The sequence below is a fragment of the Bacillus sp. FSL P4-0334 genome (genome assembly GCF_038004825.1).
Taxonomy (GTDB): domain Bacteria; phylum Bacillota; class Bacilli; order Bacillales; family Bacillaceae; genus Bacillus; species Bacillus velezensis.
On sequence record NZ_JBBORX010000001.1, the window covers coordinates 2,904,556 to 2,920,578 of the forward strand.

19 protein-coding genes are annotated in these 16,023 nt (G+C 44.7%); 14 read left to right on the forward strand and 5 right to left on the reverse strand.

Annotated elements, in window-relative coordinates:
* Nucleotides 1-7 precede the first annotated feature (7 nt).
* The 3 genes from erbB to NSQ37_RS14565 form a co-directional block, all read right to left on the reverse strand.
* Complete coding sequence (gene erbB / locus NSQ37_RS14555) at nt 8-361, reverse strand: SMR family multidrug efflux transporter EbrB (protein WP_007410379.1); 354 nt, start codon at nt 359-361, stop codon at nt 8-10.
* Nucleotides 362-378: 17 nt separating this feature from the next.
* On the reverse strand, nt 379-693 hold the full coding sequence (gene erbA / locus NSQ37_RS14560; protein ID WP_007410378.1) for an SMR family multidrug efflux transporter EbrA: 315 nt from the start codon (nt 691-693) through the stop codon (nt 379-381).
* A 137-nt stretch (nt 694-830) separates the two neighbouring features.
* Nucleotides 831-1,148 (reverse strand): hypothetical protein, encoded by a 318-nt coding sequence (locus NSQ37_RS14565; protein ID WP_032866021.1) that lies wholly within the window; start codon nt 1,146-1,148, stop codon nt 831-833.
* Between the two features lie 101 nt (nt 1,149-1,249).
* Here NSQ37_RS14565 and NSQ37_RS14570 point away from each other — a divergent pair, with 101 nt between their 5' ends.
* From NSQ37_RS14570 to NSQ37_RS14610, 9 genes are all read left to right on the forward strand, one after another.
* A complete protein-coding gene (locus tag NSQ37_RS14570) occupies nt 1,250-1,654 on the forward strand; it encodes a YmaF family protein (protein ID WP_015239899.1) in 405 nt (134 codons plus the stop codon).
* 98 nt (nt 1,655-1,752) lie between these two features.
* Entirely contained in the window at nt 1,753-2,697 is a 945-nt protein-coding gene (miaA, locus tag NSQ37_RS14575; RefSeq protein WP_099566755.1) for a tRNA (adenosine(37)-N6)-dimethylallyltransferase MiaA, read from the forward strand.
* Nucleotides 2,698-2,736: 39 nt separating this feature from the next.
* Nucleotides 2,737-2,958 (forward strand): RNA chaperone Hfq, encoded by a 222-nt coding sequence (gene hfq / locus NSQ37_RS14580; RefSeq protein ID WP_003154064.1) that lies wholly within the window; start codon nt 2,737-2,739, stop codon nt 2,956-2,958.
* A 97-nt stretch (nt 2,959-3,055) separates the two neighbouring features.
* Complete coding sequence (locus NSQ37_RS14585; RefSeq protein WP_025284768.1) at nt 3,056-3,331, forward strand: YmzC family protein; 276 nt, start codon at nt 3,056-3,058, stop codon at nt 3,329-3,331.
* Between the two features lie 82 nt (nt 3,332-3,413).
* Nucleotides 3,414-3,629, forward strand: a complete 216-nt coding sequence (locus NSQ37_RS14590; RefSeq protein WP_003154062.1) for a hypothetical protein — start codon at nt 3,414-3,416, stop codon at nt 3,627-3,629.
* A gap of 259 nt (nt 3,630-3,888) precedes the next feature.
* A complete protein-coding gene (gene nrdI / locus NSQ37_RS14595; RefSeq protein WP_003154061.1) occupies nt 3,889-4,281 on the forward strand; it encodes a class Ib ribonucleoside-diphosphate reductase assembly flavoprotein NrdI in 393 nt (130 codons plus the stop codon).
* Nucleotides 4,241-6,343, forward strand: coding sequence for a class 1b ribonucleoside-diphosphate reductase subunit alpha (nrdE, locus tag NSQ37_RS14600; protein WP_007611605.1), 2,103 nt, complete (start codon nt 4,241-4,243; stop codon nt 6,341-6,343). Before nrdI ends, nrdE begins: the two co-directional genes overlap by 41 nt.
* 17 nt (nt 6,344-6,360) lie before the next feature.
* Nucleotides 6,361-7,350, forward strand: a complete 990-nt coding sequence (nrdF, locus tag NSQ37_RS14605; protein ID WP_012117608.1) for a class 1b ribonucleoside-diphosphate reductase subunit beta — start codon at nt 6,361-6,363, stop codon at nt 7,348-7,350.
* Nucleotides 7,351-7,398: 48 nt separating this feature from the next.
* Nucleotides 7,399-8,019, forward strand: a complete 621-nt coding sequence (locus tag NSQ37_RS14610; RefSeq protein ID WP_253612963.1) for a hypothetical protein — start codon at nt 7,399-7,401, stop codon at nt 8,017-8,019.
* Between the two features lie 48 nt (nt 8,020-8,067).
* Here the strand turns inward: NSQ37_RS14610 and NSQ37_RS14615 are convergent, their stop codons facing one another.
* Nucleotides 8,068-8,826, reverse strand: a complete 759-nt coding sequence (locus NSQ37_RS14615; protein ID WP_025284769.1) for an N-acetylmuramoyl-L-alanine amidase — start codon at nt 8,824-8,826, stop codon at nt 8,068-8,070.
* Between the two features lie 306 nt (nt 8,827-9,132).
* Here NSQ37_RS14615 and spoVK point away from each other — a divergent pair, with 306 nt between their 5' ends.
* From spoVK to glnA, 5 genes are all read left to right on the forward strand, one after another.
* A complete protein-coding gene (gene spoVK, locus NSQ37_RS14620) occupies nt 9,133-10,101 on the forward strand; it encodes a stage V sporulation protein K (protein WP_015417523.1) in 969 nt (322 codons plus the stop codon).
* Between the two features lie 129 nt (nt 10,102-10,230).
* Nucleotides 10,231-11,493: a GTPase HflX gene (hflX, locus tag NSQ37_RS14625; RefSeq protein WP_015239904.1), complete on the forward strand. Its 1,263-nt coding sequence runs from the start codon at nt 10,231-10,233 to the stop codon at nt 11,491-11,493.
* A gap of 16 nt (nt 11,494-11,509) precedes the next feature.
* A complete protein-coding gene (locus tag NSQ37_RS14630; protein ID WP_012117612.1) occupies nt 11,510-12,775 on the forward strand; it encodes a methionine gamma-lyase family protein in 1,266 nt (421 codons plus the stop codon).
* Between the two features lie 109 nt (nt 12,776-12,884).
* Nucleotides 12,885-13,289 (forward strand): MerR family transcriptional regulator, encoded by a 405-nt coding sequence (locus NSQ37_RS14635; protein ID WP_007410366.1) that lies wholly within the window; start codon nt 12,885-12,887, stop codon nt 13,287-13,289.
* Between the two features lie 57 nt (nt 13,290-13,346).
* Nucleotides 13,347-14,681: a type I glutamate--ammonia ligase gene (glnA, locus tag NSQ37_RS14640; RefSeq protein ID WP_007410365.1), complete on the forward strand. Its 1,335-nt coding sequence runs from the start codon at nt 13,347-13,349 to the stop codon at nt 14,679-14,681.
* 119 nt (nt 14,682-14,800) lie between these two features.
* Here the strand turns inward: glnA and NSQ37_RS14645 are convergent, their stop codons facing one another.
* Complete coding sequence (locus NSQ37_RS14645) at nt 14,801-15,946, reverse strand: site-specific integrase (protein WP_218791645.1); 1,146 nt, start codon at nt 15,944-15,946, stop codon at nt 14,801-14,803.
* Nucleotides 15,947-16,023 lie beyond the last annotated feature (77 nt).

The window sequence follows — 16,023 nt, forward strand, 5'->3', positions numbered from 1 at the left end:
CAAACGGTCAGCTCCGGGCCGTTTGATTTTTTTTAGCTTTTTGAGACTTGGAACGGTTCAGCAGGATGACGCCCGTGATGACCAAAACAAGCCCGATCATCATTTTGACTGTCATGGCCTCCTTAAAAACAAAAAAGCCGACAATTGCCGTTAAAGCGGTGCCGACACCTGACCATGTCGCGTATGCGGCGGATAAATCAAGGCTTTTCAATGAGAAGCTCAAAAACATAAAAGAGGCTCCGATTCCGGCAATGACGCCGAGAGCGGGCCACAGGTGCGTAAAACCGTCCGACAGCTTCAGCATCGTGCTCCCGAACACTTCTGATACAATGGCTAATGCCAAGCAAAGTAATCCTTTCATCAGCATGCCTCTCCTTTCTACCAATTCATCAAAATGACACCGGCCAATAAGAAAAAGAGTCCGATGACGGCCTGCTTGTCCAGTTTTTCATGAAACCATTTCGCTCCGATAATGGATGCGAGCACCGTTCCGGCTCCGCTCCATGTTGCATAGGATAAGCTGAGCGGAATGAGATTCAGTGTCAGTGAAAGCATATAAAAGGCCAATGAATAGCCTGCCACTACAAGCGCGCTCGGCAAAAACCGCGTAAATCCGCGGGAGACCTTCAGCATGGCCGCGCCGATTGACTCTGATAAAATAGCAATTGTGAGGAAGATATAACCCAGAATCATATCAAATCCCCCTCTCATCATAATCCTTATGCCTTTTGTTTAAGGCAGTAAAATAAAATAATATCCGAACTTTGCCCGCCAAGTCAAGACATTAGGCCTATACAAAAAGGCCCCCGGGGAGGAGCCTTTTTGATTCGTCAATAGTAATACGGATAACCTCCGTACGGATAGCCGTAGCCGTAACCTCCGTACAAATACGGATTGAACAAAGCGCTTCCGACAAGCCCCCCGACAAGCCCTCCGACAAACGGTCCGCCGTAAAAACCAAACGGCCGTCCGAACCCGCCAAACCAAGGGCGGCCAAACCAAGGCCGGCCAAAACCAAAACCCGGCCGTCCGAAGCCGAATCCGAATCCGGGACGCCCGAATCCGAATCCCGGCCGTCCGAACCCAAATCCGGGCCGTCCAAACTGTCTCATATCACTATCTGCTTCGTATGTGTATTCTTCATTCATAATTTAGGTACCTCCAAGAATAAATTTGAGATGATAACAGAGTATTCAGCCCACCAATTTTTGATTGGGCGTTTATCAAAAAAATAAAGGAGTGAGCTTTTGTGGGCCTGTATCAGTCCGATTGGTCAAAAAAACCTCCGCACACACACGCATACCGGGCGGTTACGGATGTAGTGCAGGGGCATTACCATTTGATTGAAGGCTTTTCGCAGCCGGAGAACGGCAGCAATACAGATAAGCATACACATTTCTATACGGGCATCACCTCGTTTGAAAACGGCCATTTTCATAGGTATTACGGCATTTCCGGCCCTGCCATCCCGAGGGTTGACGGAACACATTACCATGAGCTTTCAGAGACCACCTTTGCCGCCTACAATGAGCCGATTCAGATCCAGCACGGCGGCGTCGTTTACGATCCGCGGGAGGAAGGACGGAAAACGCACCGCCATACGCTCAAAGGAAAAACGAGAGAGGTTGTCGGAAACGAGCCGATCGGGTGGTAGCGGACGTTTAGCGCTCAGGAAAAAGGGCAAAATGGATAGGTGCCTGAAGAAATGAATGCTATAATTAGGGGGAGATTTATAAAAGAGAGTGATACATATTGAAAAATAAAAAACAGCCTGTCGTCATACTCGTCGGACCGACGGCAGTCGGAAAAACAAAACTAAGCATCGGACTCGCGAAAATGCTGAATGCGGAAATCATCAGCGGAGATTCCATGCAGGTATATAAAGGGATGGACATCGGAACGGCCAAAGTCACCGAAGAAGAGACAGAAGGCGTGCCGCATCACCTGATTGATATTTTGGAGCCGTCCGACACTTTTTCAACGGCGGATTATCAGAAAATGGTAAGGGGAAAAATCACCGAGATTGCCGATAGAGGAAAGCTGCCGATGATTGTCGGAGGGACGGGTCTGTACATTCAGTCCGTGCTGTATGACTATACGTTCACGGAAAACTCCGGCGACCCTGTATTCCGGGAGCGCATGGAGAAACTGGCGGCTGAAGAAGGGGCGGAAGCGCTTCATGCCAAGCTTGCGGCAGCCGACCCGGAAGCGGCGGCAGCCATTCATCAAAACAATACGCGAAGAGTCATCCGCGCGCTCGAAATCTTGCATGTATCGGGAAAAACAATGTCAGAGCATCTTAAAACCCAAAAACGGGAGCTGCTTTACAATGCTGTTCTTATCGGTCTTACAATGGACAGAGAAGTGCTGTACGCCCGGATTAACGAGCGCGTTGACCTGATGCTGGAAACCGGCCTTCTTGACGAAGTAAAGCGGCTGTATGATATGAATATACGGGACAGCCAATCGATTCAGGCGATCGGCTATAAAGAGCTGTATGAATATCTTGATGGAAAAGTGCCGCTCCCTCAGGCTGTGGAACAATTAAAACAAAATTCTAGGCGATATGCGAAACGCCAGCTGACCTGGTTTCGCAATAAAATGCCCGTTTCATGGACAGATATGACCCCGCCTGTTGATATTGAGCAGAAAAAAAAGGAAATTTTCAAGTGCATAGCAGGAAAACTGGAAATTTAATCGAAACAGTATTGTATTGAGAACCAAGGAGGACGAAACATGAAACCGATTAATATTCAAGATCAGTTTTTGAATCAAATCCGAAAAGACAATACGTTCGTCACGGTGTTTTTACTCAACGGCTTCCAGCTTCGCGGCCAGGTAAAAGGCTTTGACAACTTTACCGTTTTGCTCGAAACGGAGGGGAAGCAGCAGCTTATTTATAAACATGCCATCTCCACGTTCGCCCCGCAAAAAAACGTCCAGCTTGAGCTTGAATAGACTTTTTGAAAAAAGACCATGAACAATGGTCTTTTTCTATGCGCATCTGTATATTGCAGGCTGTATATCGGAAACATAAAAGGGGGTTCGGAAAATCGTGTTCGAAAGTGAAAATGAACTGAGAAGAATCAGAATTACGCTCGTTTGGATCGCTGTTTTTTTGCTGTTTGGAGCTTGCAGCAATCATGAGACGGTGGTGACGGATGATGACGGCGGTTCAACGGATACCGAACCGCAGACAGAAGGCATGGTGCAGCTGGAACATAATCGTTTCGGCATCGTTGAGGACGGTTACTTAAAAATATACCGCTATGATGAAAAAACGAATAGAATCGAACTGAAAAAAGAAACGGCGCTGGATGAGCTTGAATAAATTTCACAAGCGTTCGAATTTACAAAGCGGGCCGCACAAGCTACACTAAGTACTGACATTGATCATGCAGAGGGTGAGACGATTGAAACACAAGGTGATAATCAACCATTGGGAAGAAACTTGTGAAGATGATTCCTGCTATGAATATGGAACCAGCATCATCGTTGACGGCAAAGAACTGATCAGAGAGGCTTCCATCACAAGCGCTCTGAAAGCCGTACTGAAAGAAATCGGTGCTGATGTGGAGATTGAAGAAACCGTTGAAAGCGAAAAAAAATGTGATTCTTACAAAAAATAAGAATAAAAGTCTAGACTACTAAGCAGTTTTTTTTCATGTTATGATAGACATCGGCTTACACATGACACCTTGAGTAGGATGAGAGATGATTCTCGTTCTGCTCTCTTTTTTGGGCGTTAATCGGGCCAGAGCCAAAGTCCGCTCTTTCAAAAATATGAATTTTTTATAAATCGTTCTCAATATGTTGTGTTTTTCTGAGAGGTTAGTATACTATATATAGTGTTAAGAGATTCATTATTTTTGATAGGTCGTGATAAGGATGGTTCAAATCATATTTGATTCAAAGACAGGGAATGTTCAGCGTTTTGTGAATAAAACAGACTTTCAGCTGATCCGCAAGGTGGACGAAACGGACCACGTGGACACTCCGTTTGTTTTGGTCACCTACACGACAAACTTCGGTCAGGTACCGGCATCAACACAATCATTTCTCGAAAAATACGCCCATCTCTTATTAGGAGTCGCTGCGAGCGGCAACAAAGTATGGGGCGATAACTTTGCAAAAAGCGCCGATACCATTTCAAGACAATATCAGGTGCCGATCTTGCACAAATTTGAACTCAGCGGCACATCTAAAGACGTTGAATTGTTTACTCAGGAGGTAGAAAGAGTTGTCACAAAATCAAGTGCCAAAATGGATCCAGTTAAATAACGAAATCATGATCCAACAGGATGGAAAATTCCAGTTTGATAAAGATAAAGAGGCTGTACATAGCTATTTTGTTGACTATATCAATCAAAACACAGTTTACTTTCACGATTTAAAAGAGAAGCTGGATTATTTGATTGAAAACCAATACTACGAAGAGGAATTCTTAAGCCTTTACTCTTTTGAAGACATTAAAGAAGTGTTTAAGACAGCTTACGCAAAGAAGTTTCGTTTTCCTTCCTTCATGAGTGCGTTTAAATTTTATAATGACTATGCTTTGAAAACGAATGACAAGAAAAGAATCCTCGAGCGTTATGAGGACCGAATCTCAATCGTCGCGCTGTTCTTCGCAAACGGCGACACTGAGAAAGCAAAAGAATATGTAAACCTGATGATCAACCAGGAATATCAGCCGAGTACACCGACATTTTTGAATGCCGGCAGAAAACGCCGCGGAGAACTGGTGAGCTGCTTCTTGCTCGAAGTCAATGATTCCTTAAACGATATTTCACGGGCGATCGATATTTCCATGCAGCTGTCTAAATTAGGCGGCGGGGTTTCTCTTAATCTGTCCAAGCTTCGCGCGAAAGGCGAAGCGATTAAAGATGTTGAAAACGCCACAAAAGGTGTTGTAGGCGTCATGAAGCTTCTTGATAATGCGTTCCGTTACGCTGACCAAATGGGCCAAAGACAAGGCTCAGGTGCGGCGTATTTAAATATTTTCCACCGCGATATCAATGATTTTCTTGATACGAAAAAGATTTCTGCGGATGAAGATGTGCGCGTCAAAACGCTTTCTATCGGTGTCGTCATTCCGGATAAGTTCGTTGAGCTTGCACGTGAGGATAAAGCGGCTTATGTATTCTATCCGCATACGATTTATAAAGAATACGGCCAGCATATGGACGAAATGGACATGACGGCGATGTATGAGGAGCTTGTTGACAACCCGCGTGTCAAAAAAGAAAAAGTGAATGCGCGCAAATTGCTTGAAAAGCTTGCCGTTCTCCGTTCTGAGTCAGGTTATCCGTACATTATGTTCCAGGACAACGTAAACAAAGAGCACGCGAATAACCACGTATCAAAAGTGAAATTCTCGAACCTTTGCTCTGAAGTGCTTCAGGCGTCACAGGTTTCGGCTTACACAGATTATGATGAAGAAGACGAAATCGGCTTGGACATTTCCTGCAACCTTGGTTCATTAAATATTTTGAATGTCATGAAACATAAATCGATTGAGCGCACGGTGAAACTCGCGACGGATTCCCTGACTCATGTATCTGAGACGACGGACATCCGCAACGCGCCGGCAGTCAGACGCGCGAACAAAGCGATGAAGTCCATCGGTTTAGGCGCCATGAACCTTCACGGCTACCTGGCCCAAAACGGCATCGCGTATGAAAGCCCGGAAGCAAGAGATTTCGCGAATACGTTCTTTATGATGGTGAACTTTTATTCCATTCAGCGTTCAGCTGAGCTTGCGAAAGAAAAAGGCGAAACGTTTGAGCATTATGAAGGCTCCACTTATGCAACGGGAGAATATTTCAATAAATACATCGAAAAAGAGTTCTCACCGGCATATGAAAAAATCGCTGCGCTCTTTGAAGGCATGCACATTCCGACAATCGAAGACTGGAAAGAGCTGAAGGCGTTTGTCGCCGAAAACGGCATGTACCACAGCTACAGACTGTGCATCGCGCCGACAGGTTCCATTTCCTACGTCCAATCCAGCACGGCGTCCGTTATGCCGATCATGGAACGGATCGAAGAAAGAACATACGGAAATTCAAAAACGTATTACCCGATGCCGGGGTTAGCGTCTAATAACTGGTTCTTCTACAAAGAAGCTTATGATATGGACATGTTCAAAGTGGTGGATATGATCGCGACAATCCAGCAGCATATCGATCAGGGAATCAGCTTTACCCTGTTTTTGAAAGATACGATGACAACTCGTGATCTGAACCGTATTGATCTGTATGCCCACCATAGAGGCATCAAAACCATTTACTATGCAAGAACGAAAGATACCGGGCAGGACAGCTGTCTTTCTTGTGTCGTTTGATTAAAGGAGAGTTTACAGTGACAAAAATTTATGACGCAGCAAACTGGTCAAAGCATGAAGATGATTTCACCCAAATGTTTTACAACCAAAACGTAAAGCAGTTTTGGCTTCCGGAAGAGATCGCATTAAACGGCGATCTCCTCACTTGGAAGTATTTGGGTAAAAATGAGCAGGATACGTACATGAAGGTGCTCGCCGGCCTGACACTGCTTGATACAGAGCAGGGGAACACGGGCATGCCGATTGTGGCCGAGCACGTCGAAGGCCATCAGCGAAAAGCGGTTCTTAATTTCATGGCGATGATGGAAAACGCGGTGCACGCAAAATCATATTCAAATATTTTTATGACGCTTGCTCCGACTGAAACGATCAACGAAGTATTTGAATGGGTAAAGCAGAATAAATATTTGCAGAAAAAAGCGCAAATGATTGTCGGGCTTTACAAAGCCATTCAAAAAGATGATGAAATTTCACTGTTCAAAGCGATGGTTGCTTCCGTCTATCTGGAAAGCTTCCTTTTCTACAGCGGTTTCTATTATCCGTTATATTTCTATGGACAAGGAAAACTGATGCAAAGCGGTGAGATCATTAACCTGATCCTTCGTGACGAAGCGATTCACGGCGTGTATGTCGGTCTCCTTGCTCAGGAAATTTATAATAAACAGACAGAAGAGAAAAAAGCAGAGCTTCGTGAATTTGCGATTGACCTTCTGAATCAGTTATATGAAAATGAGCTTGAATATACAGAGGACTTGTACGATCAAGTCGGACTCTCACACGATGTAAAGAAATTCATCCGCTATAACGCCAATAAAGCTTTGATGAACTTAGGGTTCGATCCTTACTTTGAAGAAGAGGATATTAATCCGATCGTATTAAACGGATTAAACACCAAAACAAAATCACATGATTTCTTCTCCATGAAAGGGAACGGCTACAAAAAGGCGACGGTAGAACCGATTAAGGACGAAGATTTTTATTTTGGCCAAGATGAAGAGCAGATATAATATCTGCTCTTTTGGCTTGAATGGAGAGGTAAGACAGGAGGAACGGTCATGAATAAAATGGATGAAATCATCTTGGCTGCACCGCGGAGTGACGTCTTTCAAAACGAAATGCTGACATTTCAGGGAGTCAACAGCGAAGATGAACGTATCGTAAACATTATGGCTCAAATTGAGGCGCATTTTTTTGAAATCAGAAGAGGCGACGCGGAAGAGGACCCGCGATTTAAACAGCCGATTCCGTATGTCGTCATCCGCCGCGATGATGAGGTGTTTGTGTATGAACGGCTCGCGGGCGGAGGGGAATCGCGCCTCCATAATAAGCTTTCTCTCGGCTTCGGCGGACACATGAACCCTATGGAAGGGGCGGCTTCATTTTCGGAAGTGCTGAAACAGAATACCGACCGGGAGCTGGTGGAAGAACTGTACATTCGCGAGGAGGACAAACAAAACATTGTCACACTCGGCCTGATCAATGATGATGAAAACGATGTAGGGAAGGTGCATATCGGCATCCTTTCTGCGCTCCAGTTAGCGTCTGCGGCACAAGTCGAAGTGAAAGAAAAAGATCAAATCGCCGGCCGCTGGATGAAACTGAGCGAACTGAAAGAGGAAAATGTGTATCAGCGTCTTGAAGCTTGGTCTCAGTTTGTCGCCGATATACTTCAATAACAAAAAACCCCCGTTCGTCCAAAAAAAGGGAGAGCGGGGTTTTTTCATTTAGTCTTGCACAATGAAGGCATCAAATCCGGCTTTTTCGGCCCGCGCTGCCAACGCTTCAGCGTAATCTCTGGAAGAGAATGCGCCGATCTGCACTTTAAATAAGCCGCCTTTTGGAAGCACAATCGCGTCAAAACCTTTAGACTCCGCATCGGAGGCAAGCGCATCAGCATTTGCTTTCACTTTGAATGCACCGATTTGCACTTTATATAAGTCAGCCTTTTTTTTTAGACCGAAAGCTTGCTCCAAGCCCTTGGCATGTCCTCTTGCAAGGCTTTCAATAAAACTGGCTGTTTTCAGTTTGTTTGCATCAGCTGACGTATCAACAAAACCATTCTCCGTCAAAATCGCCGGCATACTTGTCTCCCGCAGCACATGGAAGTTGGCTGTTTTTTTTCCTCGGTCATTAAAACCTGATGCTTGAATCACTTGCGTGTGGACGGCTGATTGGTAAGTCGAGGTCGGCGCTCCGACACCGGGGTAAATATAGCTTTCGAATCCGGTTCCGCCTCCTGAGTTAATATGAATGGATAAAAAATAATCTGCGCCCCAGCTGTTGGCGGCATCCGTTCTTTCCGTCAGGCTGACCGTCTTATCGCTTGTCCTGCTCATCGTGACAGAAACTCCTTCATACTCATTCGTCAGAATCGTGCGCAAAGCCAGCGCGATCTCCAGCGTGACCGCTTTTTCCTGAAGTCCGTTTCCGGTTGCACCTGAATCAGTTCCGCCATGACCGGGGTCTATAAAAATTTTAACCATTCTCCATCACCTCATTACAGCATATGATGATATTCAAATAGTGCTTGTACGGCTGTCATTCATAAAAAAAATGAGAAATATACCCAACATTTCCCGGAAAATAAAAATAAATGGTTTGTCCTCCCGTTTCTGCTGAATACAATAAGAAATGAAAAATATTTCTCGGGAAAGCGCAGGATTCAACATCATTCCCGAAGAGAACGGAAAAAGTGACAGATAAAGAGGAAAACGGGTCTCATGATGATAGGCGGATGTCACGGAACCGCTTCATCATGAGTAAGATAAAGAGAGAACAGAGAGGTGAGCATGTTGGAGCGCGCTGTAACCTATAAAAATAACGGACAAATTAACATCATTCTTAATGGCCAAAAGCAAGTGCTGACAAATGCGGAAGCTGAGGCGGAATATCAGGCCGCCCTGCAAAAAAATGAAGCCAAGCACAGCATTCTGAAAGAAATTGAAAAAGAAATGAACACATTAGTGGGTATGGAAGAAATGAAACGCAACATTAAAGAAATTTACGCGTGGATATTCGTCAACCAAAAACGGGCCGAACAAGGGCTTAAAGTCGGAAAACAAGCTCTTCATATGATGTTCAAAGGAAACCCCGGCACCGGGAAAACCACCGTCGCGAGACTGATCGGCAAGCTTTTCTTCGAAATGAACGTGCTTTCCAAAGGACATCTGATCGAAGCGGAACGTGCTGATCTGGTCGGTGAATACATCGGACACACAGCGCAAAAAACGAGAGATCTGATTAAAAAATCGCTCGGGGGCATTTTATTCATTGATGAAGCATACTCACTTGCAAGGGGCGGAGAAAAGGATTTCGGTAAAGAGGCGATTGATACGCTTGTCAAGCATATGGAAGACAAACAGCATGAATTTATTCTGATCCTGGCAGGGTACTCGAGAGAAATGACACATTTCCTGTCATTAAATCCCGGCCTGCAATCGCGTTTCCCTATCAGCATCGATTTTCCGGATTACTCTGTCACTCAGCTGATGGACATCGCAAAGCGCATGATAGCAGAGCGGGAGTATCAATTAAGCCAGGAAGCCGAGTGGAAGTTAAAAGATTACTTAATGACAGTGAAAAGCACGACAAGCCCCATTAAATTCAGCAACGGGCGCTTTGTCAGAAACGTGATTGAAAAATCAATCCGCGCTCAGGCCATGAGACTTTTAATGGGAGACCAATACTTAAAAAACGATTTAATGACGATCAAGAGCCAGGATTTACTTATAAAAGATGAGGCGGCAGCTCACGAATAGACCTCTCAGCCGGTCTGAGGGGTCTCTTTTTTATTTCTCTCTTTAAAACCCGCCGGATGTGTGGTATACGGCCTGCGGGTTTGGTATGATAGTACTACTGCCCAATACGACACAGAAAGGAACATCCATTTGAACGAACAGGAAGGAAAAAAAGAAACGGTCATTTTGGTCGGCTGCCAGCTTCCGCACATGACAGATGAGCACTTTGAACATTCCATGGAAGAGCTTGCTTCATTGACAAAAACGGCTGACGGAACGGTGCTGACCCGGATTACGCAAAAACGGAACAGAGCGGATGCCGCTACATATATAGGCAAGGGGAAAGTAGACGAGCTGAAGGCGCTGTGTGAAGAGCTTGAAGCGGATCTGGTCATTTTTAATGATGAACTGTCACCGAGCCAGCTTAAATCACTCGCCACTGCAATTGAAGCGAAGATCATCGACCGCACGCAGCTTATTTTGGATATTTTCGCAAAAAGGGCGAAGACGAGAGAAGGAAAGCTTCAGATCGAATTGGCCCAGCTTCAATACGCGCTGCCCCGTCTGAGCGGACAAGGAATCAATCTCTCAAGACAAGGCGGCGGAATCGGGACGAGAGGGCCCGGTGAGACAAAGCTTGAAACAGACCGGCGCCACATTAGAAACCGCATACACGAAATTAACGTGCAGCTGTCAACGGTTATCCGCCACAGAAGCCGTTATCGGGAGAGACGTAAAAAGAACGGCGTGCTTCAGGCTGCGCTCGTCGGGTATACCAATGCCGGAAAATCAACATGGTTCAATCAATTAACGAGCTCAGACAGCTATGAAGAAGATCTGCTGTTTGCAACACTTGATCCGATGACGAGAAAGATGGCGCTCCCAAGCGGCTACAGTGTCCTTTTGTCTGATACGGTCGGCTTCATTCAGGATCTGCCGACGACGCTGATTGCCGCTTTCCGCTCAACGCTTGAGGAAGTGAAGGAAGCAGACTTGATCATTCATGTCATTGATTCATCCAATGAAGATTATGCCGGGCATGAACAGACGGTCCTCGGTCTGTTAAAAGAGCTTGAGGCAGATGATATTCCGGTGCTGACCGCTTATAACAAACGTGATGAGACACTTCCTGACTTCATCCCGACAGCGGGAGAAGGCCACATCATGATCAGCGCCAGAATCGCCGGGGATGAAGCAAAACTAAAAGCGGAAATCGAAGCTTATTTGCGCCGGGAGCTGATGACGCCGTATGAAGTTCATGTGCCTGCCGCCGAAGGCAAATTGATGTCACGCATCAAATCAGAGACCATGATCGACAGCCTTTATTTTAATGAAGAAAATGAACGCTACGAAGTCTCAGGTTATGTACAGGAAGAACAAAGCATACTCGGAGAACTGAAGAAATTCATGTAAGGAAGGTATACACAACATGTTTGACACACTGACCCACGGCGCTCTTTTACAAAAAACCGCCGAAGAAACAGAAGCGGAAATCTCCGCCGTTCATAAAAGAATAGAAGAAATCAGTGAACGGAATGAATGGAGAGTCCTGCAAAGCTACAGAAAACATAAAGTAAGCGATACGCATTTTACGCCTTCAACCGGATACGGTTATGATGATATCGGACGAGATACACTGGAGAAGATCTATGCTGATGTGTTCGGAGGAGAGGCGGGACTCGTGCGGCCGCAAATCATTTCCGGAACGCATGCGATTTCAATCGCGCTCTTCGGTGTGCTGAGACCCGGGGACGAATTGCTTTATATCACAGGCAAGCCTTACGATACACTCGAGGAAATCGTCGGAGTAAGAGGCGGGGAGTATTCAGGCTCGCTTAAGGAATTTCAAATCGGATACAATGCAGTCGATTTAACATCAGAAGGCAGAGTGGACTTTGAAGCGGTCCGGGCTGCAATCCAGCCGAATACAAAAGTGATCGGCATCCAGCGTTCAAAAGGATATGCGAATCGTCCGTCTTTCAGAATAAATGAAATTGAAGAGATGATTCGTTTCGTAAAGGAAATCAAAGAAGATGTCATTGTTTTTGTGGACAATTGCTACGGAGAATTTGCAGAAGAGCGGGAACCCTGCCATGTCGGAGCGGATCTTATGGCCGGTTCCCTGATTAAAAACCCGGGCGGCGGCCTTGCTAAAACGGGCGGCTATCTTGTAGGGAAAGCCAAGTGGATTGAGGCCTGCTCTTACCGGATGACCTCCCCGGGAATCGGAAGTGAAGCCGGCGCTTCGCTTTATTCACTGCAGGAAATGTATCAAGGTTTCTTTCTCGCTCCGCATGTAGTGGCGCAAAGCTTGAAGGGAGCGGTATTTACCGCCCGTTTTCTTGAAAAGCTCGGCTTTACGTCAAACCCTGCATGGAATGCGCCGAGAACGGATCTGATTCAATCAGTTGAGTTTCAGGACCCTGATAAGATGATCGCTTTTTGCCAGGCGATACAATATGCTTCACCGATTAATGCGCATGTGACGCCTTATCCGAGCTATATGCCGGGATATGAAGACGATGTCATTATGGCAGCGGGCACTTTCGTACAGGGGGCAAGCATTGAATTATCAGCAGATGGACCTATCAGACCGCCTTATGTCGCGTATGTCCAAGGAGGATTAACCTACGCGCACGTGAAAAATGCGATTTGCAGCGCCGTAAATGCTTTAATGGAAAAAGAGCTGATTTAGGCCGTTTGCAATTTTCAAAGAATTTGATGTTAAGATTCCTTACATTGTGTTGACACAAAATATAACATCACCTATAATGAGACTAAGATAAGAAAAGGAGGAAATTGAGATGAGTGATAACATTCGCCGCTCAATGCCTTTATTTCCAATTGGGATTGTCATGCAGTTAACAGAACTTTCTGCCCGGCAAATTCGATATTATGAGGAAAATGGATTGATATTTCCAGCGAGAAGCGAAGGAAATAGACGATTATTTTCATTCCATGATGTAGATAAACTGTTAGAAATCAAAAATCTGATTGAACAAGGCGTCAATATGGCGGGGATCAAACAAATTCTGGATAAGGCATCTGCCGAACCGGAAGAAAAATCCGAAAAAACCGCCAAACCGATGAAGCACAATCTGTCTGATGACGAACTCAGAAAGCTTCTGAAAAACGAACTGATGCAGGCAGGCCGTTTCCAGCGGGGAAATACTTTCCGCCAAGGTGACATGTCCCGATTCTTTCATTAATCCGTTAGCAACTGTTTTGCTATATACATTTACCTTTTAGAGGAGGAGTTTTACGAAATGGCAAAGTACACAAGAGAAGACATCGTAAAATTAGTAAATGAGGAAAACGTAAAGTATATCCGCCTTCAATTCACAGACATTCTCGGAACGATTAAAAACGTGGAAATTCCTGTGAGCCAGCTTGAAAAAGCACTTGATAATAAATGCATGTTCGACGGTTCTTCCATCGAAGGTTTCGTCCGTATCGAAGAGTCTGATATGTACTTATATCCTGATCTGAACACATTTGTAATCTTCCCATGGACGGCTGAAAAAGGTAAAGTAGCACGCTTCATCTGTGACATTTACAATCCGGACGGCACGCCGTTCGAAGGTGACCCGCGTAACAACCTCAAACGGATTCTGAAAGAAATGAAAGAACTCGGTTTCAGCGATTTCAATCTTGGACCTGAGCCTGAATTCTTCCTGTTTAAATTAGATGAAAAAGGCGAACCGACGCTTGAATTGAACGATAAAGGCGGATACTTCGACCTGGCTCCGACTGACTTGGGAGAAAACTGCCGCCGCGATATCGTGCTTGAGCTTGAAGAAATGGGCTTTGAAATCGAAGCATCTCACCATGAAGTTGCTCCGGGCCAGCACGAAATCGATTTTAAATATGCCGGTGCCATCCGTTCTTGTGACGACATCCAAACTTTCAAATTGGTTGTCAAAACGATCGCCCGCAAACACGGTCTGCATGCGACATTCATGCCAAAACCGTTGTTCGGCGTAAACGGTTCCGGTATGCACTGCAATCTATCACTCTTTAAAGATAGCGTTAACGCATTCTTTGATAAAGACGCTGATCTTCAGCTGAGTGAAACAGCAAAACATTTCATTGCCGGTATCGTAAAACACGCGACAAGTTTTACGGCTGTCACAAACCCGACAGTGAACTCTTACAAACGCCTTGTTCCGGGCTATGAAGCACCTTGCTACGTGGCATGGAGCGCGCAAAACAGAAGCCCGCTGATCCGTATCCCGGCTTCCCGCGGCATCAGCACGCGTGTTGAAGTCCGCAGCGTAGACCCGGCGGCAAACCCGTACCTGGCGTTAAGCGTATTGCTTGCAGCAGGCCTTGACGGAATCAAAAACAAACTTGAAGCACCGGCTCCGATTGACCGCAACATCTACGTCATGAGCAAAGAAGAGCGCATGGAAAACGGCATCGTAGATCTTCCGGCGACACTGGCGGAAGCTCTCGATGAATTCAAATCAAACGAAGTCATGGTTGCGGCGCTCGGCGAGCACCTGTTCGAACACTTCATCGAAGCAAAAGAAATCGAATGGGATATGTTCCGCACACAGGTTCATCCGTGGGAGCGCGAACAATATATGTCTCAGTATTAATCTCTCAATCCCTTGGCACTATTGGTGTCAGGGGATTTTTTGGTTTTGGTCATGTGATAGAATTGAAGAATTGGTGGCCAACTTGACCACTATTTGACCACCGAAAACACTAAAAAAATTTAAGACATGAGAGAGTTCATATATTCTTCATAACCATCAACTGACGAATTTTCAAGTTTCTCTGAGATATGAGAATACACGTCAGATGTGATGGTTATATTTTTATGCCCCAGTCTTTCTTGTACAAACTTCATTGTTGCACCAGATTCAAGAAGAAGAACAGCGTGTGTATGTCTTAAACCATGTATAGGCATTTTATTAAGCCCAGCCTTTTTAAGAATCCGATTAAGCGCATTGAAGAGGGTGGACTTCGGTAATGGTTTGCCGTCCTCTCTGCAAAAAACAAGGTCTAATTCATGTTCATATACTTCATTAAAAACTATTCTATTATCATTTAAGTATTTCATATGAGCTGTTAATTCTCTCGCCAAAGAATTGCTTATTTTGATACTTCTCTCGGATTCATAAGTTTTCGTTTCTCCAAATCTTTCCTCGCCTTCTTTAACTTGAAAGTCTAAAGATTTGTTAATATGGATGTAATTATTTTTTAAATCAATATCCTTTCTTTGTAATGCAGCAGCTTCTCCCTTACGCATTCCAGTTTCAAGTAGAGTTTTAAAGAAAATGTAGTAAAGATAGTTATCCTGTCTTGCAATTTTGAGGAAGAAGGAGATGTCGTCTGAGTTAATGTACGCCAGTTTTTCTTTTTTCTTAGGTATCTTTGGAATAGTTACTCCTTCACAAGGGTTCTCCTCGAGTTTCTTTAAAGGTTTTACAGCAGTGGATAAAGCATTAAACATTGTCCCGTGAATGATCTCGATCGTTCTCTTGCTATATCCTTGTTCTGCTAAATGATTGATGAATTTTTGGTATCTCAAAGGCTTGATATCTTTAAGCTTAATATCCTTAAAATAGGGCAATATCTTTGTATTAACATTGCGTTCATGAAGGATATATGTGTTTTTCCTAACAGTCCCTTGTTTATATTCAGCGAGCCAATCTTTAAGATAGTGCTTTAAAAGAATGTCACCTCCATTGATTTCTAAATCGCTATTCAATCGCAGTTCTTCCTGTCTTGCTGCTAGTTGTGCTTCTTTTTTTGTTTTAAATCCGCCTTTAGAAACCTCAATTTGTTCATGAGTCAAGGGGTCTTTATGCTTTATTCTGTATTGCCAGGTACTTCCTCTTTTTCTGAAACTGGCCATCTTTACTCCACCTTTCTTACTTAAATTAACATGTCCCATTTTAGCACTTAGTTTTTCGGGGGACAATCAAAAATTTC